This is a genomic window from Microbacterium sp. LS_15, from assembly GCF_041954735.1.
Lineage (GTDB): Bacteria > Actinomycetota > Actinomycetes > Actinomycetales > Microbacteriaceae > Microbacterium.
The window spans coordinates 106874-127867 of sequence record NZ_JAVAYD010000008.1 but is presented as its reverse complement, the minus strand read 5'-3'; the positions used below and the strand labels follow the sequence as shown (position 1 = coordinate 127867).

Genomic DNA, 20994 nt, shown 5'->3' with positions numbered 1-20994 from the left:
GACTGGTGCCCGAGACTCTCACCGTTCAGGATTCCGTGGAACTAGCCGTCGTCGAGCGCAGTGGATTCGTCGAGTCCCGCCATGCGGGGGCGGCGGTCGTGCTCTCCCCCGACGGCGAGGTCGTCGCCCGGTACGGCGACGCGGACGCGCTGATCCTCCCCCGATCGAGCCTCAAGCCGCTGCAGGCCGTCGCATGCATCACGGCGGGCGCCGTCCTCGAGGGCGAGCAGCTCGCCCTGTCGACGGCGAGCCACGTCGGCACAGACCGTCATGCGGCAGTGGTGCGAGACATCCTCACCGAGGGCGGTCTCACCGAGGACGACCTGGAATGCCCCGTCGCCTGGCCGACGGACACGGCCACGCATGATGCGATGGTGCGCGAGCACGACCAGCAGGCGCGCATCCGCATGAACTGTTCGGGCAAGCACGCGGCCATGCTGCGGGCCTGCGTCGCCACGGGGTGGCCCACGAAGGGGTACCTCGACCCGTCGCACCCGCTGCAGATGCACATCCGCGAGGTGGTCGAACGTCTCACGGGCGAGAAGATCGCGCACACCTCGATCGACGGATGCGGTGCGCCGGTGCACGCGCTCACCCTCACGGGCCTGGCTCGCGCCATCCACCGCATCGGGAGCGCCTCGGATCGCTCCCCGTTCGCGCTGCACCGCGTCGCGGGATCGCTCGTGCGCGCGGTGCGTGAGCACCCCTGGACGATCGAGGGTCCGGGACGACCGGACACGATCGCGATCGAGACGCTCGGCGTCTTCACGAAGGGCGGCGCGGAGGGCGTCATGGTGATGGTCGCGCCGGACAACACCACGGTCGCTGTGAAGATGCTCGACGGGTCGGCGCGCGCATCGACTCTCGTGGCAGCCACGCTGCTGCAGCGAGCCGGCGCCCTGACGGACGAGGATCTGACCAGACTCACCGCCGCACTGTCGTTGGGCGTCCTCGGTGGCGGCGTCGAGGTGGGCGCGATCCGCGTGGCCGCCGGGCTCTGACAGCAGAGCCAGCCCCAGCACTCCGGTCACGTCCACCCGCAGCGCTGTCACGAGACGAGACCATCGAGAACGAACCGCCTCGGTCGCTCGGCCCCGATGACCGACCACACGCGCCCGGCATGGAGCCGAGCGTAGGGCGGCAGGTCACGCACACCGACGAGATGGCGCAGCTCGGGCGCGTTCTCCGCCCGCACGAGCACTTCTCCGTCCTCGCGCACCCGTTGCCAGAGCATCCGCTGACGCTGCCAGACGTCTGGTTCGTCGACCAGGATCCGCGGAACGGACTCGACCCCGGGTGTCGTGATGGAAGGACTGTCGTCGGCTCTCGTGACCGTCCAGGCGGGGTGCGCCCGCTGGAGGGCGTCGATGACCGATGCCGCGCCGCCGGTGACGATCGCGGTCAGCGACCGGGACGGCGCCCAAGCGCGCGCGCCCCGCGCCGCGCGTCGCGACGGCGCAGGGACGGCCTGTTCGGGGGTCCAGGCCAGCTGCACCTCTCGACCGTCGATACGAGCGCGCCCGGGAGGAGCATCGCGCACGAATGTCGACGGATCGCCGCCCGCCGCCGCGTGCTCGGCGCGACTCGGCAGCGGGAGCACCGCGCGGCGCGGCAGCAGTTCCAGGAGGCGGGTCGCCGGGCCTCCCCATCGTGCGGCGCTCATCACGACGGTCGCTGCGGCCTCACCGCGGAGCAGGCGCTCCCAGGCCTGGACGAACGCGACCGCGTACTCGGACGGCAGTGCACCGAGCAGCGCATCGATGTCGTCGCAGAGGATCAACGACGGACGCGGAGACGGATGCTCGACCAGGCCGATCACGGCGTCCCACGCCGACTCGGGATCGGCGGGTATCCGGAACGCGTCCTCCCGTTGCCGGGCGAGTGTGCGCAGCGCTGTCGTCCGCCCCGAGCCGCTCTGCCCGACGACGGCGATCCCCCGCTCCTCTCCGGGGCGCAGCAGTTCCAGGGGCTGACGCTGGTTCGCAGGGTCGTCCGCACGGCCCAGCACGATCGCACCCGCCTCTGCATCCGCGTCGATATCGGCCAGCGGGAGCATCGCCGGAAGCTCAGGGAGCCACGGGCTGACGGGAGCCGGCGCGGTCCGCCACACGCCCGCCGCGTGCGCGATGTCCTCCCGCGACGTCAGCGCGATGCGCAGAGCGGCCGGGGTATCGTCGCTCGGTCGCCGCACGAAGGCGAGCCCGCGCGATTCGGGCCCTCCCGTGATGCGGGCCGCGTCATCGGTTCCGATCACGGCTCGGCTGTCGGCCGCGTCGCCGACGCGCAGGCACACCCGCAGCGGGCAGTTCGCCGCCAGCGCGTCGCGGACGACCCCCGTGGCGCGCTGGGTGCCCAGGATGAGGTGCATCCCCAGAGCGCGGCCCCGAGCGGCGATATCGGTGAAGACGGCGCCGAGTTCGGGATGCTCCTGCAGCAGCGCGGCGAACTCGTCGATCACGATGACGAGCCGAGGCATCTCCGCTTCGCGGATGTCCCGTACGCCGGCGCGAGCCAGCACCTCCTCGCGTCGACGGAGCTCGGCAGTGAGGCTGGTGACGCCGCGCACCGCGCCCGCCCCGTCGAGATCGGTGATCACTGCGGCAACCTGACGCAGCGGGCGCAATGCGTCGAACGCGGTACCTCCCTTGAAGTCGGCGAGGACGAAGACGACGTCGTCCGGTCCGTGGTGCGCGGCGATCGCCGTCACCCACGTGGCAAGGAGCTCGCTCTTGCCCGCCCCGGTCGTTCCGGTGACGATCGCGTGCGGGCCGTGCTCGACGATGTCGACGACCACGTCGCCGCGTCCGTCGCGCCCCACCGTCGCCGGGAGGCCGTGAGACCCGCGCCCCTGCACGAGATCGGCGAACCGCACTGACTGCGGCACCTCATCGTCCGGCGCGTCGTCGACCGGGAGCGAGACGCCGATCGCCGCGGCCTGCTCTGCCGACAGGTACTCCGGATCCACCTCGACGACGCCCTCCGACGTGCGCACGGACGCCGTACCCGCGACCGCGAGGTCGATGATCGCTCCCACTCCCTCCGGCACCGGTGCGTCGGGAGCGAGCATCCACACCGCGGCATCCGCGTCCGGGCGTCCGTGCTCCGGCGCACTGACCCCGAGGCGGAAGGCGCTGCGCCTCGCCGTCGTCGCCTGCGGCAACGTCGCGAGACCCGCCGAGGCGGCGCCGTCGCCGACCACCGCGAGCTGCGCGGTGCCGAATCGCAGGCAGAGCTGCACCACGAGCGCACGGACCACGGCGGCACCGGAGACCTGATCGCCGCGCACCGCGAGGCCCCCGCCGAGCGGCACGGAGACCGGTACGCGATCGATCACGGCGCACCGGCGGCGGAACTCCCTGGCACGCTCCCCGTCGTCGCCCGTGGCTCGGAGCGGGCTGGGGCGAGCGCCGGCGCCCACGACGATCATGGTGCCCGCGTCGACCGTCGTCGAGGAACGGAGGGGCGGCGTGAGCAGTGCCATGGCGACGTCCGGCTCCCGATGCCACCGCCCTGAGCGCTCCTCGGCCTGCCGTGCGGCGAGCTCTGTCTCCGCGCGCTCCCACGCGGCCTCCGATTCCGCCTCGGCCAGCGCGATCGCCTTGCGCCGCGACCGTCGACCGTCGATGAGCGAGGCGCCGATCATGAGCGGGCCCAGGGCCGCGAAGCAGAGGGAGTAGACCGATCCGGTCACGAGCCACAGCACGACACCGGCCGCGACGGGGATCAGCGCGGCCAGGAAAGGGATCGGCTGCGGGGGCGGGGGCGTCGGCGACGCGGGAAGCGTGATGGGCAGTGAGTCCATCACCCCAGTGGACACCCTGCGGTGCGCGGATCCGGCGCTGTCCACAGGGGCCAGCGGGTTATTCGGCGATATCCGATTCCGTGGAGGAGGAGTCGTCGTCGACCTGGACGATGACGAGCGTCACGTTGTCCCGCCCGCCGTTCTCGAGTGCGGCGTTCAGCATCGCGTCGACCGCGGCGGCCGGGTCGGCGTTCTCCCGGAGGAAGTGCTGGATGCCGTAGTCGGTGAGCTCCTTGGTGAGGCCGTCGGAGCAGATCACGAAGCGGTCGCCGGCTCGGACGTCGAGCGTGACGTAGTCGGGCGGCGTCAACTCGCTCGCACCCACGGCACGCGTGATGACGTTGCTGTACGGGTGGCCCTCAGCCTCTTCGGGGCTGATCTTGCCGGAGGCGATCAGCTCCTGCACGACGGAGTGATCGGTCGTCACCTGGATCAGGCAGTCGTCGCGCAGCAGGTACACGCGCGAGTCGCCGATGTTCAGCGCGACCCAGCGCGGCTCGTCCTCGTCGAGCTCGAGGAAGACCCCGGTCAATGTCGTTCCGGTCCCCTCGTCCGTGGCCTCGGGGTGGTCGGCGATGTCGCCGACGGCGAGCTCCAACGCGCGCTCGATCTCTCCGCGCTGCACGGGTCCTTCGGTCACCATCGCCTCGAGGCGCTTGACCGTGCTCTGGCTGGCGATCTCGCCGCCCGCGTGTCCGCCCATGCCGTCCGCGACGATGAACAGCGGATACTCCGCGAAGAAGGCGTCCTGGTTCGTCTCGCGGCGGCGTCCGACATCGGTGACGCCGGCCCACGACACCACCAGAGGGTGCCGCGAAACCGTGACGCTGTGCGTCTTCGTCGTCGTCTCAGCCACTCGTCGCCTCCGAAATGCCTCTGGGTCGGGCCGCCCCAGGGTTCTCACACATCGTAGTGGACTCCGGCCCGCTCACACGCGCGCCCCGGGGTCCTCGGGAAGCGGGAAGAGCGCGTCGATCTCAGCCAGTTCTTCCTCGTTCGGACGCCAAGCATCCCCGGCCTGCGCATTCGCTTCGACCTGCTCCACCGACGTCGCGCCCGCGATCACGCTCGAGATGCGCCGATCGGCGAGGAGCCAGCCGAAAGCGGCCTGCAGCATCGTGATGCCGCGGTCATCGCAGAAGGAGCGCAACGCATCGAGCGCGTCCCAGGGAGCCCGTTCCCACACGTGGCGGCGCGTCGACATGATCCGGCTCGACTCCGGACCCCCGTCACGGGAGAACTTGCCGGAGAGCAGGCCGTTGTGCAGCGGGAAGTAAGGGAAGAACCCGAGCCCGTAGCGTTCCACGGCGGGAAGGACCTCGCGCTCCCCCGCGCGTGCGAGGAGCGAGTAGTGGTTCTGCGCCGAGACGAACCGGCCGCCGCGGCGGTCGCGCGAGACGAACTCGGCCTCGGCGATCTGCCATCCGCTGAAGTTCGAGTGCCCGTAATATCGGATCTTGCCCTCATGCACGAGCTCGTCAAGGGCGTCGAGCGTCTCGGCGATCGGGGTCTCCGGATCCGGCAGATGCAGCTGGTACAGGTCGATCCAGTCGGTCCGCAGCCGGCGGAGCGATTCCTCGACCGCTCGTCGCACGTAGCGACGGGAACCCCGTCCCGCAGGGAAGTCATAGCCCATGTCGCGCTCGTGCCCGAACTTGGTGGCGAGGACGACGCGATCGCGGCGGCCGTCGAGCGCCTCCCCCATCAGCGACTCGCTGGAACCGGGCACCGCCCCGTACATGTCGGCGGTGTCGAGGAAGGTGATGCCGTTGTCGATCGCGGCATCGATGACGTGGCGGGTTCCGTCGAGCGTCTCGGTAGCGGTGCCTGCTCGGCCGAAGTTGTTGCATCCGAGGCCGGTCGACGACACGAGGAGTCCGGAAGCGCCGACACGGCGCTGCGACGTGAGCATGCCTCCACGCTATCGTCTTCTACCGACCCGCATGCCACTCCTGGAACGCGGAAGAGCCTCCGACCGGGGTCGGAGGCTCTTCGTGCACTGCGGCGCCGGGTCAGGCCGGCGGCTGAGTGGGGTTGGTCGGCGGAGCCGGGGGCGCAGCTGGCGGAGCGGTCGGCGGAGCCGGCGGCACCTGCGGCGCAGCGGGCGGAGCGGACGGCGGTGCCGGCGGCACGTCGGGGTTCGACGGCGCTGCGGGAGGGGCGTAGCCGGGCTGCGCGGGCGGGGTGTAACCCGGCTGCTGCGGCGGAGCGTAGCCGGGCTGGGCCGGCGGGGCGTAACCCTGCTGCGGCTGACCGTAACCCTGCTGCGGCTGGCCGTAGCCCTGCTGCGGCTGGCCGTAGCCGGGACCTGCCACCGCGCTCGGCTGCGTGGGCACACCGTCCCACACCGTCTTGTCGGCGAAGAAGCCGTTGCCCGCCCACGGAGCCGGAGCGATGTTCGGGTTCCAGCGCGACTTGTCGAACGCGTTGATGCCGAGCCACACGATGCCGAGGAGCACCCAGAGGATCACCCAGACGGCGTCCTTCTGCAGCTTGAGGCCGACGCGCCAGGCCGCGAGTGCGAGGACCACGGCGAGTGCGATACCCGTGAGGAAGTTGAGGTACGGGATGAGCGAGAGGCCGATCGCGATGAGGACGACCCACGGCGACAGGTCTCCGAGCTTCGCGAAGACCATGTAGTTGTACACCGGCACCCAGGCGCGCCACTTGCCCTGCACGCCGGCCTTGTCGAAGATCTTCATCAGGAAGAAGGCGACGAGGACGTAGCCCACGATCGCGATGAGGAAGCCTACGAGCGCCACGATGCCGAAGACGGCAGCGGCACCTGGCCCGTAATAGTAATCGTCGTACATGATCCCCTCCGAAATGGGACTGATGGGGGCGCTGGCCGCGCCGCGTCACCCACCATATCGGTGCGCCGATATCGCGGGCAACGACACACGCGGGGAGAAATCCCCACGCGTCCGTGCGCGTCATTCCGCGACGACGAGCTCCAGTGTCGCCCGCTCCGACGAGTCGCGCAGAACGACACCCCGCGACTCCGCCCAGGTGCGGAGCGCGCGCAACGACGCGATGCGCGGACGATCCTCCGCGAGGGCGCGCACGAGCATCCCCTTCGACTTCTTGTTGAAGTGGTTCAGAGCCTTGCCGTGCTCCGTCACGACCCGCACATACGATGAGTCGACGTCCGCCGGGATCGGACCGAGGGCGACGTACGCCTCACTGCGCAGGTCGAGCACGAAGTCCGGCTCCTCGCTCGCGATCGCCGCGCTGGTCGCCTCCGCCCAGTGCCGCCGCAGCGGCGGGATGCCGGGCAGCGAGGTCCCGGCCGCGAGACGATAGGCCGGGATGCCGTCGAGGGCGCCGACAGGTCCGAGCGGCGCCGAGTGGATCCACACGTGGCCGGCGAGCCAGCGCCGCGACGCGGACGACAGCGAGGTCGCGTCGAGCGCGTCGTACAGCACTCCTGTGTAGCGGTCGACGGCCGGCATCGTCGGAGCGGTCAGCAGCTCGCGATTGTGAGCGATGTCTCCCGCCTGCTTGTCGCTGAGCTTGAGGACGCGCTGTGCGAGGGTCGGGTCGCCCGCGAGCTCGACGAGGGCGTCGGCCACCGCCCGACGCCGGTCGCGCAGTGCAGGGAGGACGAGACGGTCGAGGTCGAGTGGCGCACCGGCACCACCCGGGCGCTTGGTCTCCGAGGGCGGGAGCAGGATCTTCATGGCGCCTCCGCGGGCACAGACGCGTCCGCCTCGGCACCGAAGACGGTGCCGAGGCGGACGCGATGATTGTTGCTGGTCAGGAGATCAGGGCGGCGTTGCCTGCCACGATCGTCAGGTCGTTGCCCTCCATCGAGAGGAATCCGTCCTGCGCGTTGGCGAGCACCTTCGACCCGTCGGTCTGGGTGATCCGGACCTGGCCTTCGGCGAGGATGGCCAGCACCGGCTCGTGGCCGGACATGAAGCCGATCTCGCCCTCGACGGTCTTCGCGACCACGAGGCTCGCTTCTCCCGTCCAGACCTCCGCGTCGGCGGAGACGAGGCTGACGTGCAGGGCCATGGTCAGCCGTTCTCCTTCTGGATCTTCGCCCACTGCTCTTCGACGTCAGAGATGCCGCCGACGTTGAAGAAGGCCTGCTCGGCCACGTGGTCGAAGTCACCGCGGGTGATCGCGTCGAACGACTCGATCGTGTCCTTCAGCGGCACGGTCGAACCCTCGACACCCGTGAACTTCTTCGCCATGTAGGTGTTCTGCGAGAGGAACTGCTGGATGCGACGTGCACGCGACACGACGATCTTGTCTTCCTCGGAGAGCTCGTCGACACCGAGGATGGCGATGATCTCCTGCAGCTCCTTGTTCTTCTGGAGGATCTGCTTGACCGTGGTGGCGACGCGGTAGTGGTCCTCGCCCAAGTAGCGGGGGTCCATGATGCGCGACGTCGAGGTCAGCGGGTCGATGGCCGGGTACAGCCCCTTGGACGCGATCTCACGGGAGAGCTCGGTCGTCGCGTCGAGGTGCGCGAAGGTCGTGGCCGGAGCCGGGTCGGTGTAGTCGTCGGCCGGCACGTAGATCGCCTGCAGCGAGGTGATCGAGTGACCGCGCGTCGAGGTGATGCGCTCCTGCAGGAGGCCCATCTCGTCGGCGAGGTTCGGCTGGTAGCCCACGGCGGAAGGCATGCGGCCCAGAAGAGTCGACACCTCGGAACCGGCCTGCGTGAAGCGGAAGATGTTGTCGATGAAGAGCAGCACGTCCTGCTTCTGCACGTCGCGGAAGTACTCCGCCATCGTCAGGGCCGACAGAGCGACGCGCAGACGCGTCCCCGGCGGCTCGTCCATCTGACCGAAGACGAGGGCCGTCTTGTCGAAGACACCCGCCTCCTCCATCTCGTGGATGAGGTCGTTGCCCTCACGGGTGCGCTCACCGACACCGGCAAACACCGACACACCACCGTGGTCCTGCGCGACGCGCTGGATCATCTCCTGGATGAGGACGGTCTTGCCGACACCGGCACCACCGAAGAGACCGATCTTTCCACCCTGCACATACGGGGTGAGGAGGTCGATCGACTTGATGCCGGTCTCGAACATGGTGGTCTTCGACTCGAGCTGGTCGAAGTTCGGCGCCTTGCGGTGGATCGGCCAGCGCTCCGTGACCTCGATGGTCTCACCGGGCTCGCCGTTGAGGACCTCGCCGATCACGTTGAAGACCTTGCCCTTGGTGATGTCACCGACGGGCACCGAGATCGCCTCGCCCGTGTCGCGGACCTCCTGGCCGCGGACGATGCCGTCCGTCGGCTTCAGGGCGATGGCGCGCACCAGGTCGTCGCCGAGGTGCTGGGCGACCTCGAGGGTGATCTCGGTCGACTCGTCGCCGATGGCGATCGTGGTCTTCAGAGCGTTGTAGATGTCGGGGATCGAGTCGTGCGGGAACTCGATGTCGACAACCGGACCGTTGACGCGTGCGACGCGCCCGACGACCGCGGTCGCCGGCTGGTCAGCCGTGGCGATGGAAGTCATTATCGTCTCTTTCCTGATGGTCTATTTGCTCGACGAGAGGGCGTCGGCGCCGCCGACGATCTCCGCGATCTGCTGCGTGATCTCCGCCTGGCGAGCGTTGTTGCGCAGGCGGGTGTAGTCGGTGATGAGCTTGTCGGCGTTGTCGCTGGCCGACTTCATCGCCTTCTGCGTCGCGGCCTGCTTGGCGGCGGACGACTGCAGAAGCGCGTTGAAGACGCGGCTCTGGATGTACACCGGCAGGATCGCGTCGAGAACGGTCTCGGCATCCGGCTCGAACTCGTACAGCGGGTAGACGGTGCTGCCCGCTTCCGAGTCGTCGGCTTCCGTGATCTCCAGCGGCAGCAGGCGCACGGACTCCGGCGACTGCGTCATCATGCTGACGAAGCGGTTGTAGACGAGGTGGATCTCGTCGACGCCGCCCTCGTCCGCACCGCGCGAGAACGCCTCGAGCAGCGTGGCCGAGATCTCCTCCGCGGTGTGGAACGACGGGGTGTCGGTGTCGCCCGTCCACTCCGCAGCCGACTCGATACGACGGAACTGGAAGTACCCGACGGCCTTGCGACCGATGAGGTAGAACACCGGCTCCTTGCCCTGCTCCCGCAGGAGCGATGCCACCTCGAGACCCTCACGGAGGATCTGCGAGTTGAAGGCTCCGGCGAGACCGCGGTCCGACGAGAAGATCACGACCGCGGAGCGGCGGATGTTCTCGGGCTCACGGGTGAGCGGGTGATCGACGTTCGAGTGCGTCGCGACGGCCGACACGGCCCTCGTCACGGCCCGCGCGAAGGGGCTGGACGCCTTGACGCGTGCCATCGCCTTCTGGATGCGCGAAGCCGCGATGAGTTCCATCGCCTTCGTGATCTTCTTGGTCGTCTGAGCAGAAGAGATCTTCTGCTTGTAGACCCTGAGTTGAGCGCCCATGAATCAGTTCCTCACGCGATTACGCGCGACGACCCTTGACGATCTTCTCCTGGTTGACGTCCTCGGCCTCGGCCGCAGCGTGCTCCTCGTGACCAGGGGCGCCGATGGCGTGACCCTTGCCGCCCTGGAACTCCAGGATGAAGGCATCCGTCTGCTTCTCGAGCTCTGCGACCGTGGCGTCGTCGAGGACGTTGGTCTCGCGCAGAGTGTCGAGCACCGAGGTGTTGCGACGCAGGTAGTCCAGGAGCTCGCGCTCGAACCGCAGCACGTCCTCGACCTCGATCGAGTCGAGCTTGCCGTTGGTACCGGCCCAGATCGACACGACCTGCTCCTCGACGGGGTACGGCGAGTACTGCGGCTGCTTGAGCAGCTCGGTCAGACGCGCACCACGCGAGAGCTGACGACGCGAGGCGGCGTCGAGGTCGGAGGCGAACATCGCGAAGGCCTCGAGCGAGCGGTACTGGGCCAGCTCGAGCTTGAGCGTTCCGGAGACCTTCTTGATCGACTTGACCTGCGCGTCACCGCCGACTCGCGACACCGAGATACCCACGTCGACCGCCGGACGCTGGTTGGCGTTGAACAGGTCGGACTGGAGGAAGATCTGGCCGTCGGTGATCGAGATCACGTTGGTCGGGATGTACGCCGAGACGTCGTTGGCCTTGGTCTCGATGATGGGCAGACCCGTCATCGATCCCGCACCGAGCTCGTCGGAGAGCTTCGCGCACCGCTCGAGCAGACGCGAGTGCAGGTAGAAGACGTCGCCGGGGTACGCCTCGCGACCCGGCGGGCGACGCAGGAGGAGCGACACGGCGCGGTACGCCTCGGCCTGCTTCGACAGGTCGTCGAAGATGATCAGGACGTGCTTGCCGCCGTACATCCAGTGCTGACCGATGGCCGAACCGGTGTAGGGAGCGAGGTACTTGAAACCGGCGGGGTCGGATGCCGGAGCCGCCACGATCGTGGTGTACTCCAGTGCGCCGGCCTCTTCGAGCGCGCCCTTCACCGAAGCGATGGTCGAGCCCTTCTGGCCGATGGCGACGTAGATGCAGCGGACCTGTTTGCTGACGTCGCCCGACTCCCAGTTGGCCTTCTGGTTGATGATCGTGTCGATCGCGATGGCCGTCTTGCCGGTCTGGCGGTCGCCGATGATCAGCTGACGCTGGCCGCGGCCGACGGGGATCATCGCGTCGATGGCCTTGATGCCGGTCTGCATGGGCTCGTGCACCGACTTGCGCTGCATCACGCCGGGCGCCTGGAGCTCGAGTTCGCGGACACCCTCGGTCGCGATCGCGCCGAGGCCGTCGATCGGGTTGCCGAGCGGGTCGACCACGCGGCCCAGGTAGCCGTCGCCGACGGGGACCGAGAGGACCTCGCCCGTGCGGGTGACTTCCTGACCCGCCTCGATGCCGGTGAAGTCGCCGAGGACGACGACGCCGATCTCGTGCTCGTCGAGGTTCAGCGCGAGACCCTTGGTGCCGTCGGCGAAGGTCACGAGCTCGTTCGCCATGACGCCGGGCAGTCCCTCGACGTGGGCGATGCCGTCGGCCGCGTCGATGACGGTGCCGACCTCGGTCGCCGCAGCCCCGGTGGGCTCGTATGCCGCGGCGAAGTCCTTCAGCGCGTCACGGATGACGTCGGGGCTGATCGATAGTTCTGCCATTGTCTTCCCTTTGTATCTGGGTGCGCGGTTCCCCGCGCGAAGTCGTGTTAGCCGGCGAGCTTCTGGCGAAGATCGGCGAGACGGGCGGAGATGCTTCCGTCGATGACGTCATCGGCGATCTGCACGCGCAGACCTCCGACCACGGCGGGGTCGATGACCTCGTTGAGCGCGACCGTCCCTTCGTAGCGACGCGAGAGCGTGTCGCTCAGACGGGTGCGCTGAGCCTCGGTGAGCGACTTCGCGGTGTAGACCGTGGCGACGACGCGGTCGCCCTGGCTGGCCACGATGCGCATCGCGCGCGACAGCAGCTGGCGCACGCGGCGCTCGCGGGGCTGGCGCACCAGCGACGAGACGATCAGCGCGGTCGGGGCGCTGGTCGCTCCGCCTGCGAGCAGACGGTCGATCAGCGAGCCCTTGGCGTCTTCTCCCCCGAGCCGGCTGCCGAGCGCGAGCTCGAGTTCCGGGTTCGCGGCCACCACGCGAGTGAAGCCGAAGAGCTCTCCCTCGATGTCGGCCTTCGGGTCGGCGAGTGCCGCGGCGCGGATGGCGAGCTCCTCGATGCCGTCCGTCAGCTCGGAGGCCGACGACCAGCGCTCCGCGACAGCCGCCTTCAGAACGCTCTGCGTGTTCTGCGAGAACCCGCCGAACACCGCTGCGACGACGTTCTGTCGCGCCACGGCCGCGGCCGCGGGGTCGGCGAGCGCGCCGCTCAGCTGGGACGACTCGGCCACGGCGCGGGCGGCTGCGAACAGCTCCTGCGCCGTGTCGAGGGTGACGTCCGTCGCTGCGGCAAGCGCCTGAGTGGATGCCGCGAGTGCCTGAGTGGTCGCGCTGCCCATTACTGAGCCGCCTTCTCGGATGCTTCGAGGTCGGCGAGGAAGCGGTCGACGACGGCCGTCGCGCGCGCATCGTCGGAGAGGGTCTCTCCGACCACGCCGCCGGCGAGGTCGATCGCGAGCGTGCCCACCTCGCTGCGGAGCGAGACGAGAGCGGTCTGACGCTCGGCCTCGATCTGCGAGTGCGCTGCCGCGGTGAGGCGAGCGGCCTCGGCCGTCGCGGTCTCCTTGGCCTCGGCGACGATCTTCTTGCCGTCCTCACGGGCGGCCTCGCGGATCTCGCCGGCCTCGGTGCGAGCCTCGGCCAGCTGACGCGTGTACTCCTCGAGCGCGGCCTCGGCCTGCTTCTGAGCCTCGTCGGCCTTGGCGATGTTGCCCTCGATCGCGGCGGAGCGCTTGTCGAGCATCGCCGTGAACTTCGGAAGGGCGACCTTCCACACGACGAGGAGGATGATGAGGAACCACAGGCCCGACCAGATGATGTCGTACCACGCGGGGATCAGCGGGTTGTGCGCCGCCTCACCCTCAGCCGCGAGGTTCGTGACAAGAGCGTTCAGCATCCTGTCTCCTTCAGAAGTCGGTTCGGATTACGGGAAGGGGATGAATCCGACGGCGATGCCGACGAATGCAAGCGCCTCGGTGAAGGCGATACCGATCCACATGAGGACCTGGAGACGACCGGCCAGCTCGGGCTGACGGGCGACGCCCTCGATGGTCTTGCCGACGACGATGCCCACACCGATGGCCGGGCCGATGGCTGCGAGGCCGTAGCCGACCGCCGCGATGTGACCGTTGATTTCAGCGAGAACCGTAGTAGCGTCCACGGGTTTTTCCTTTCGTTGGGTGGGAAGGCAGTTTTGCCGACCCGCTCAGTGCTCTTCTGCGACCGCGAGCTGGATGTAGACCGCGGTGAGGACGGTGAAGACGTATGCCTGCAGGACGGCCACCAGGATCTCGAAGAGAGTGAAGGCGCCGCCGAAGGCGAGGGTTCCGATACCGAGGGCGGCCCAGCCGCCGCCAGCGGTGAAGAAGAAGAACTGGGTGGCCGCGAAGCACAGCACCAGCAGCATGTGACCGACGACCATGTTCATCAGGAGTCGGAGCATCAGCGTGACCGGACGGATGATGAACGTCGAGAGGAACTCGATGGGGGTCACGATGAAGTAGACCGGCCACGGCACACCCGAGGGGAACAGCGCGTTCTTGAAGAACCCGCCGGGGCTCTTCTTGATGCCGGCGTAGATGAAGGTCACGTAGCTCACCAGGGCGAGCGTCAGCGGCACGGCGGCGATGCTCGTACCGGCGATATTCAGGAACGGGATGATGCCCGTGATGTTCATGAACAGCGTCATGAAGAAGATCGTCGTGAGGATCGGCAGGAACCGGTTGCCGTCCTTGCGGCCGAGCAGGTCGTGCGCGATACCGCCGCGGACGAAGTCGAGGCCCATCTCGACGACGCTCTGGAAGCGGCCGGGGACCACCTTCATGCGGCGCGTGCCGAGGACGAGCAGCAGGACGACGACGATCACGGAGAGCAGCTGCACCAGGTGGATCCGGTGCACGGGGATCCCCGCGACGGTGAAGAGGATCTCCGGGAAGAACTCGTCGATCGAAGGTCCGTGGAACTCGCCGTCGGAGGCAAGTCGGGGCATCAGGGTCGCAGCAAGATTAAACAGCGCGGGCTCCAGCTTCGGGGCACCGGATCGGACCGGGGCGACGATGGTCGGTGTGCTTCTGCGCAAGCGCTCGCGGGCGAGCGGCGGGCACGACTCAACACTATCAGAATAAAGGGTGTCCTAAGACCGCGGGGAGTCCTCTGCAGGCCCGTCCTCGGTGCTCTCGTCCCGCACGAGGTGGTGGCGGCCGGGGGCACGGTCCTCGGGCACGACGGTCGGCAGCTCGACCCCGGGGGCTCGGTCGGCGGGCGCCTCGGTGGGGAGCGACGCGTCACTGACGTTCGGAAGCCGCATACGGGTCAGGACCACGACATCGATGCCCAGCGACACGATGACCCCGGCGACGATCGACAGGAAGAACACCATCGGGTGGATCCAGGGCTGGCCGCTCAGCACGATCATGATCACGACGAACAGCCCGAGCTTGAGCAGCCACCCTCCGAGCACGATCGCGAAGAAGAACTGCACGTACAGAGGGTCGCCGAACCAGCGGTTCGCGATCAGGATGCTGAGAGCCGTGATGCCGAGGAACAGCATCGCCAGCACGACGCCGAGGAGTCCGCTGGCGAGCCCCTCTCCCCCGCCGACGAGGAGCCCGACGAGACCGGCGACGACCGCGAGCACCACCATCGCGACGGCGGACCAGATGAGAGTCCTGCGCAGGATCGGGTTGCTGGATACGGGGTTCGGGCTCATCAGGACTCCAGGGAGGTCGGGTCGGGCTCGGGGGCTGTCGCCGGCTTCTTGCGACGGGTGGGCATCAGGGTGATCACGAGGCAGGCGACGATGCCGACCACGCCGAAGGCGACGCCGGGGAGGTACTGCCCCGGCCAGTCCTCGCGGGCGCCCACGTACATGAGCAGCACGGCGAACGAGATGATGGCCGTCCACGCATAGAAGATGAGCACGGCGTCGCGGTCGCGGTGGCCGAGGTCCAGCATCCGGTGGTGCAGGTGCTTGCGATCGGGTGAGAACGGGCTCTTCCCCGCGTTCATGCGCCGCAGCACGGCGAGGCCGAAGTCGAGCAGCGGCAGCAGCACCACGAGCAGCGGCAGCAGGATCGGGATGAACGCACCGAGCAGCTGCGAGCGGCCGAGTCTCTCGAGATCGAGCGCCGAGGGCTCCAGCTGACCCGTCACGGCGACGGCCGACGTCGCCATGAGCAGACCGAGGACGAGCGCGCCCGAGTCGCCCATGAAGATCTTCGCGGGGCTCCAGTTGAACGGCAGGAAGCCGATGCACGCGCCGATCAGCACCGCGGCGAGGAACGATGCGAGGTTGAAGTAGCTCGACGCGCCCGTGTCGCGGGTGAGGATGTAGGAGTAGGCGAAGAAGACGCCGTTCGCGATCAGGCACACGCCGGCCACCAGACCGTCGAGTCCGTCGATGAAGTTGACGGCGTTCATGACGATCACGATCGCGAACATCGTGATCGTGATGCTCAGCCAGCTCGAGAACACGATCAGGTCGCCGAAGGGCAGGGACAGGATCTGCAGACCGCCGCCGACCGTGATGATCCCCGCGGCGAGGAACTGGGCGCCGAGCTTGATCATCCAGTCGAGGTCCCAGAGGTCGTCGACGACGCCGATGATCGCGATGAGGAGAGCAGCGGCGAGCACAGACCACATGGTCTGCGGCGGCGTCCAGATCGTCGCGAAGAACGGGTTGAACGCCGAGATGCCCATGGCGACGGCGATGCCGAGGAAGATGGCGACCCCGCCGAGTCGCGGCTTCGGCGTCGTGTGCACGTCGCGCTCGCGGATGGCCGGGTACAGCTTGAACCGCAGGCTCACCTTCAGGACCACCCACGTGAGCGCGAACGTGATCGCGGCGGTGATGAGGACCGTGAAGAGGTACTGCTTCACGAATCCCCGTCCGCTTCGTCGCTCGGCTCGGGCTCGAGAAGATCGCCGAGCACCTCTTCGAGCCGCTCCCGGCTGACCGCACCCTGGCGCAGGATGCGCGCGCGGCCGGTCGCCTGCTCCATGCCGCGGGGCACGAGCGAGGTGGCGTCGACGATCGTCGAGGCGATGCCCTCCCGGCTGATGCCGTCGGCGAGGTACACCGCGACGCTGTCGCCCAGCATCCGCTCGGCGTCATACGCCGAGATCGCCGCATCGCGTCCGGTGAGGTTCGCGCTCGACACAGCGAGCGGCCCCGTCTCGGCCAGCAGCTCGAGTGCGACGCGACCCTCCGGCATCCGCACGGCGACGGTGCCCTCGGTCTCGCCGAGATCCCAGACGAGAGAAGGCTGCGCGGGGAGGACGATCGTGAGACCGCCCGGCCAGAACTCGTCGACGAGGCGCTGGACCGGCTCCGGCACCGACTCGGCGAGGGCGACCAGGGTGTCCTTCGAGCCGATCAGCACGGGCGGCGGCTGGTTGCGGCCCCGCCCCTTGGCGTCGAGGAGCCGCTGCACGGCAGCGGGCGAGAACGCGTCGGCGGCGACGCCGTAGACGGTGTCGGTGGGCATGACGATGAGCTCGCCCCTGGCGATGGCCTGGCGCGCGTGACGCATGCCGGCGAGGAGCTCGGACTCGTCGCCGCAGTCGAAGATGGTGGACATGACCTTCCGATTCTAGACGGCGGGTGCCTGTGCGACCGGTGACGACGCCGTCACGGCCGCAGGGCGGTGGTCGCCCTGTCGCGCAGCGTGAGATCGCGGTGGGTGGCCGCCGCGCGCCATCCGTCGCGGGTGAGGATGCTGCGGATCTCCTCGCCCTGCAGCTCGCCGTGCTCGATCACCAGCAGACCGCCCGGGCGCAGCAGCTCGAGTGCGCGGATGCTGAGCACGCGCACGATCTCGAGACCGTCCTCCCCGCCGTACAGCGCCATGGCCGGATCGAACAGGCGCACCTCGGGGTCGCGGGGCACCGCGGCGTCCGGCACGTACGGCGGATTCGAGATCACGACGGATGCCGTGCCGTCGAGGTCGCGGAACGCCTCGCCCAGGTCCTCGTTCACGAGCGTCAGATTCGCCGCCCCGCTCGTGTTGCGCTCGGCCCAGGGGAAGGCGTCCGGCGAGAGCTCGGTCGCGAAGATCCGCGAGTGCGGCACCTCCGTGGCCATGGCGAGGGCGATCGCGCCGGACCCGGTGCCGAGATCGATGCCGATGGGTTCCGGCTCCGGGGCCGCGAGCAACGCATCGATCGCGAACTGCACCACGGTCTCGGTCTCCGGACGCGGCACGAAGACCCCGGGACCGACGGCCAGCTCAAGATGACGGAAGGGCGCGGTGCCGGTGATGTGCTGCAGCGGCTCACGACCCTCGCGGCGCGTCACGAGAGCGTCGAGCGCCGCGGCGTCCGCGTCCGACACGGCGTCGCCCCGGACGGTCGCCGCCTGCACCTCCCCCCGACGGATGCCGAGGATGTGACCGGCCAGGAGCTCGGCGTCGACCAGCGGATCCGGGACGCCGGCGGCGGCGAGCCGCGCCGCGGCAGCGCGCACGAGTGCGGCGAGAGAGGTGTCGGGCATGCCCTCCAGCGTAGAGCGCCGCACCCGTCACATTGCCTCCCCGCACCGGTCGCTCGCCTAGGCTGGAGCCCAGTCACCCCGCACAGGAAGGCGCTCTCATGCCCGGCATCCACTCCGACATCACCACGGCGTTCGGCAACACCCCGCTGGTCCGCCTCAACCGGGTGACCGAGGGCGTCGACGCCACGGTGCTCGCCAAGCTCGAGTTCTACAACCCGGCGTCGAGCGTCAAGGACCGCCTCGGCATCGCGATCGTCGACGCCGCCGAGGCATCGGGCGAGCTGAAGCCCGGCGGGACGATCGTCGAGGCCACGAGCGGCAACACCGGCATCGCCCTGGCGATGGTCGGCGCCGCACGCGGCTACAAGGTGATCCTTACGATGCCCGCCTCCATGTCGAAGGAGCGCCGCATGCTGCTGAAGGCGTTCGGCGCAGAGCTCGTGCTCACCGACCCCACCAAGGGCATGACCCACGCGGTCGCCGAGGCCGAGGCCATCGCGGCGAAGACCCCGGGCGCCGTGCTCGCCAAGCAGTTCGCGAATGAGGCGAACCCGGCCATCCACCGCAAGACCACTGCGGAGGAGATCCTGCGCGACACCGACGGGAACGTCGACTACTTCGTGGCGGGCATCGGCACCGGCGGCACCATCACCGGCGTCGGTCAGGTGCTCAAGGAGCGCATCCCCGGGGTCACGGTCGTCGCCGTCGAGCCGAAGGACTCCCCCATCCTCACCGAGGGCCACCCCGGGCCCCACAAGATCCAGGGCATCGGCCCGAACTTCGTTCCGCCGATCCTCGACCGCGAGGTGCTCGACGAGGTCATCGACGTCACCTTCGACGACGCGATCCGCGTGGCCCGCGAGACCGCCGCCGGAGAGGGCATCCTCGTCGGCATGTCGAGCGGCGCCGCGATCTGGGCGGCTCTGGAGATCGCGAAGCGCCCGGAGGCCGCCGGCAAGACGATCGTCGTGATCATCCCCTCGTTCGGCGAGCGGTACCTGTCTACCGCTCTCTACGAGCACCTGCGCGAGGCCTGACCCGCCCGATGAACGTCATCGGTCGACTGCGCGAGGACGTCGCCGCCGCGCGTCTCCGCGATCCCGCGGCCCGGAGTTCCATCGAGGTCGCGCTGCTCTATCCAGGACTGCACGCGATCTGGGCACACCGCGTCTGGCATGCGCTGTGGCGCCGTCGACTGCGGCTGCTCGCCCGCGCCGGCTCGCAGATCTCCCGGTGGCTCACGGGCATCGAGATCCACCCCGGTGCACGCATCGGACGACGGTTCTTCATCGACCACGGCATGGGTGTCGTGGTCGGCGAGACGGCCGAGATCGGCGACGACGTCATGCTGTACCACGGCGTCACGCTCGGCGGACGGACGCGCGACTCGGGCAAGCGGCATCCGACCCTCGGCGACGGCGTCGCCGTCGGAGCGGGCGCGAAGATCCTCGGCCCGGTGACGATCGGGGCGCACTCGGTGGTGGGCGCGAACGCCGTCGTCACCCGCGACGCACCGGCCGACAGCATCCTCGTGGGCGTCCCGGCGAAGCCCCGAGGCCGCACTGTCGGAGAGGACACGAGAGCACTGCTCACCGCACCCGAGTACTCGATCTGAATCGGGCCGAGTCAGCGGCGGCGGCGGCGCTCCTCGTCTGGCTTCTTCAGGAACAGCCTGGGCAGCAGCACGCTGCCCAGGGCGGTGATGATCCACACGATCAGCGCGCCGAGCAGCCAGCCGGACGCGTCGACGATGCGGAGTCCGCCGACAGGCAGCAGCACGACCACGACGAGGGCGACGAGCGTCGAGATGATCCCGATACCGCCCATCAGCACGGGCGCGTAGCGGTCGGCGAGTCGGCTCGCGATCGGAGCGAGGATGCTCTGCACGATCGCGAAGACCACGATGCAGACGACGAATCCCCACCACCGGTCCCACTGGATGCGGAACCCGTCGAGCAGGAGGTCGGCGACGATCAGCCCCAGGGCGGCGGACGCGAGGTACATCACTGCGCGGAGCAGGAAGGTGATCACGGCCCGAGCTTAGCGCTCGGTCCGCGCGGGGTCAGCCCTCCGAGCCGACGGCGGCGAGCCGGGCCTCTTCGTCGGCCTGGATCGCGCTCTCGATGAGGGGCTCGAGCGCGCCGTCCATGACCTGGTCGAGGTTGTACGCCTTGAATCCGGTGCGGTGGTCGGCGATCCGGTTCTCGGGGAAGTTGTAGGTGCGGATGCGCTCCGAGCGGTCCATGCCCCGGATCTGCGACTTGCGTGCGTCGGATGCCGCGGCGTCCAGCTCCTCCTGCTGCTTCGCGAGGAGCCGCGCACGGAGCACGCGCATGGCGGCCTCGCGGTTCTGCAGCTGCGACTTCTCGTTCTGCATGGACACGACGATCCCCGTCGGCACGTGGGTGATGCGCACCGCCGAGTCGGTCGTGTTCACCGACTGACCCCCGGGCCCCGACGAGCGGAACACGTCGATCTTGAGGTCGTTCTGGTTGATCTCGATCTCGTCGGGCTCGTCGACCTCGGGGAACACGAGCACGCCGGTGGTCGAGGTGTGGATGCGGCCCTGCGACTCGGTCGCCGGCACACGCTGCACGCGGTGCACTCCACCCTCGTACTTGAGGTGGGCCCACACGCCCTGCGCGGGGTCGGACGACGACCCCTTGATCGCGACCTGCACGTCTTTGTAGCCGCCGAGGTCGGACTCGTTGCGCTCCAGGAGCTCGGTCTTCCACCCCTTCGATGCGGCGTACTGGACGTACATGCGCAGCAGATCGGCGGCGAACAGCGCCGACTCGGCGCCACCCTCCCCCGCCTTGATCTCCATGATCACGTCGCGCGCGTCGTCGGGATCGCGCGGGATCAGCAGACGACGCAGCTTCTCCTGCGCGGCCTGCAGCCCCTGCTCGAGCACCGGCACCTCGTCGGCGAACGCCTCGTCCTCCCGCGCGAGCTCGCGCGCGGCCTCCAGATCGTCGGATGCCGCGACCCACGCCTCATGCGCCGCGACGATGCGCGACAGCTCGGCGTAGCGCCGGTTCACGCGCTTGGCGCGTGCGGCGTCGGCGTGCACCTCCGGGTCGGAGAGTTCCTCCTGCACCCGGCGGTGCTCGTCGATCAGAGTCTGGACGGACTCGAACACGGCGGA

22 protein-coding genes are annotated in these 20994 nt (G+C 69.1%); 3 read left to right on the top strand and 19 right to left on the bottom strand.

Features of this window, described 5'->3' with window-relative positions; genetic code table 11:
- The first annotated feature begins 5 nt into the window (after nt 1–5).
- On the top strand, nt 6–1001 hold the full coding sequence (locus tag RAC69_RS11740; protein WP_375086962.1) for an asparaginase: 996 nt from the start codon (nt 6–8) through the stop codon (nt 999–1001).
- A 47-nt stretch (nt 1002–1048) separates the two neighbouring features.
- Here the strand turns inward: RAC69_RS11740 and RAC69_RS11735 are convergent, their stop codons facing one another.
- The 17 genes from RAC69_RS11735 to prmC form a co-directional block, all read right to left on the bottom strand.
- Nucleotides 1049–3802: an FtsK/SpoIIIE domain-containing protein gene (locus tag RAC69_RS11735; protein WP_375086961.1), complete on the bottom strand. Its 2754-nt coding sequence runs from the start codon at nt 3800–3802 to the stop codon at nt 1049–1051.
- Between the two features lie 58 nt (nt 3803–3860).
- Nucleotides 3861–4658, bottom strand: a complete 798-nt coding sequence (locus RAC69_RS11730) for a PP2C family protein-serine/threonine phosphatase (RefSeq protein ID WP_375086960.1) — start codon at nt 4656–4658, stop codon at nt 3861–3863.
- A gap of 72 nt (nt 4659–4730) precedes the next feature.
- Nucleotides 4731–5714, bottom strand: a complete 984-nt coding sequence (locus tag RAC69_RS11725) for an aldo/keto reductase (protein ID WP_375086959.1) — start codon at nt 5712–5714, stop codon at nt 4731–4733.
- Between the two features lie 100 nt (nt 5715–5814).
- Complete coding sequence (locus RAC69_RS11720; RefSeq protein WP_375086958.1) at nt 5815–6615, bottom strand: large exoprotein; 801 nt, start codon at nt 6613–6615, stop codon at nt 5815–5817.
- A 120-nt stretch (nt 6616–6735) separates the two neighbouring features.
- Nucleotides 6736–7482, bottom strand: a complete 747-nt coding sequence (locus RAC69_RS11715) for a YaaA family protein (protein WP_375086957.1) — start codon at nt 7480–7482, stop codon at nt 6736–6738.
- A gap of 76 nt (nt 7483–7558) precedes the next feature.
- Nucleotides 7559–7819 (bottom strand): F0F1 ATP synthase subunit epsilon, encoded by a 261-nt coding sequence (locus RAC69_RS11710; RefSeq protein WP_096714664.1) that lies wholly within the window; start codon nt 7817–7819, stop codon nt 7559–7561.
- Nucleotides 7820–7821: 2 nt separating this feature from the next.
- Nucleotides 7822–9276 carry a F0F1 ATP synthase subunit beta gene (gene atpD / locus RAC69_RS11705; RefSeq protein WP_341934817.1) on the bottom strand — a complete coding sequence of 485 codons (1455 nt, stop codon included), beginning with the start codon at nt 9274–9276 and terminating at the stop codon, nt 7822–7824.
- A gap of 21 nt (nt 9277–9297) precedes the next feature.
- A complete protein-coding gene (locus RAC69_RS11700; RefSeq protein ID WP_341934818.1) occupies nt 9298–10197 on the bottom strand; it encodes a F0F1 ATP synthase subunit gamma in 900 nt (299 codons plus the stop codon).
- Nucleotides 10198–10216: 19 nt separating this feature from the next.
- A complete protein-coding gene (gene atpA / locus RAC69_RS11695) occupies nt 10217–11857 on the bottom strand; it encodes a F0F1 ATP synthase subunit alpha (RefSeq protein WP_341934819.1) in 1641 nt (546 codons plus the stop codon).
- A gap of 47 nt (nt 11858–11904) precedes the next feature.
- Nucleotides 11905–12696 (bottom strand): F0F1 ATP synthase subunit delta, encoded by a 792-nt coding sequence (locus tag RAC69_RS11690; protein WP_375086956.1) that lies wholly within the window; start codon nt 12694–12696, stop codon nt 11905–11907.
- On the bottom strand, nt 12696–13253 hold the full coding sequence (locus tag RAC69_RS11685) for a F0F1 ATP synthase subunit B (protein ID WP_341934820.1): 558 nt from the start codon (nt 13251–13253) through the stop codon (nt 12696–12698). The genes RAC69_RS11690 and RAC69_RS11685 overlap by 1 nt, the downstream gene beginning before the upstream one ends.
- 27 nt (nt 13254–13280) lie before the next feature.
- The gene (atpE, locus tag RAC69_RS11680) at nt 13281–13517 is read right to left on the bottom strand and encodes an ATP synthase F0 subunit C (RefSeq protein WP_067115091.1); all 237 of its coding nucleotides are present in this window, start codon (nt 13515–13517) and stop codon (nt 13281–13283) included.
- 45 nt (nt 13518–13562) lie between these two features.
- On the bottom strand, nt 13563–14345 hold the full coding sequence (gene atpB, locus RAC69_RS11675) for a F0F1 ATP synthase subunit A (RefSeq protein ID WP_096714670.1): 783 nt from the start codon (nt 14343–14345) through the stop codon (nt 13563–13565).
- Nucleotides 14346–14489: 144 nt separating this feature from the next.
- Complete coding sequence (locus RAC69_RS11670) at nt 14490–15065, bottom strand: hypothetical protein (protein ID WP_341934821.1); 576 nt, start codon at nt 15063–15065, stop codon at nt 14490–14492.
- Complete coding sequence (locus tag RAC69_RS11665; RefSeq protein WP_341934822.1) at nt 15065–16234, bottom strand: MraY family glycosyltransferase; 1170 nt, start codon at nt 16232–16234, stop codon at nt 15065–15067. The genes RAC69_RS11670 and RAC69_RS11665 overlap by 1 nt, the downstream gene beginning before the upstream one ends.
- On the bottom strand, nt 16231–16935 hold the full coding sequence (locus RAC69_RS11660; protein WP_251585595.1) for an L-threonylcarbamoyladenylate synthase: 705 nt from the start codon (nt 16933–16935) through the stop codon (nt 16231–16233). Before RAC69_RS11660 ends, RAC69_RS11665 begins: the two co-directional genes overlap by 4 nt.
- A gap of 50 nt (nt 16936–16985) precedes the next feature.
- Nucleotides 16986–17846 carry a peptide chain release factor N(5)-glutamine methyltransferase gene (gene prmC / locus RAC69_RS11655; protein WP_375086955.1) on the bottom strand — a complete coding sequence of 287 codons (861 nt, stop codon included), beginning with the start codon at nt 17844–17846 and terminating at the stop codon, nt 16986–16988.
- A 98-nt stretch (nt 17847–17944) separates the two neighbouring features.
- Between prmC and cysK the strand changes: the two genes are divergently transcribed.
- Both cysK and epsC read left to right on the top strand, forming a co-directional pair.
- The gene (cysK, locus tag RAC69_RS11650; protein ID WP_341934824.1) at nt 17945–18883 is read left to right on the top strand and encodes a cysteine synthase A; all 939 of its coding nucleotides are present in this window, start codon (nt 17945–17947) and stop codon (nt 18881–18883) included.
- Nucleotides 18884–18891: 8 nt separating this feature from the next.
- Nucleotides 18892–19461 carry a serine O-acetyltransferase EpsC gene (epsC, locus tag RAC69_RS11645; RefSeq protein WP_375086954.1) on the top strand — a complete coding sequence of 190 codons (570 nt, stop codon included), beginning with the start codon at nt 18892–18894 and terminating at the stop codon, nt 19459–19461.
- An 11-nt stretch (nt 19462–19472) separates the two neighbouring features.
- On the opposite strand, the gene RAC69_RS11640 is transcribed toward epsC, so the two are convergent.
- Nucleotides 19473–19877, bottom strand: coding sequence for a hypothetical protein (locus RAC69_RS11640; RefSeq protein ID WP_375086953.1), 405 nt, complete (start codon nt 19875–19877; stop codon nt 19473–19475).
- 31 nt (nt 19878–19908) lie between these two features.
- Nucleotides 19909–20988, bottom strand: coding sequence for a peptide chain release factor 1 (prfA, locus tag RAC69_RS11635; protein ID WP_375086952.1), 1080 nt, complete (start codon nt 20986–20988; stop codon nt 19909–19911).
- Between the last annotated feature and the right edge of the window lie 6 nt (nt 20989–20994).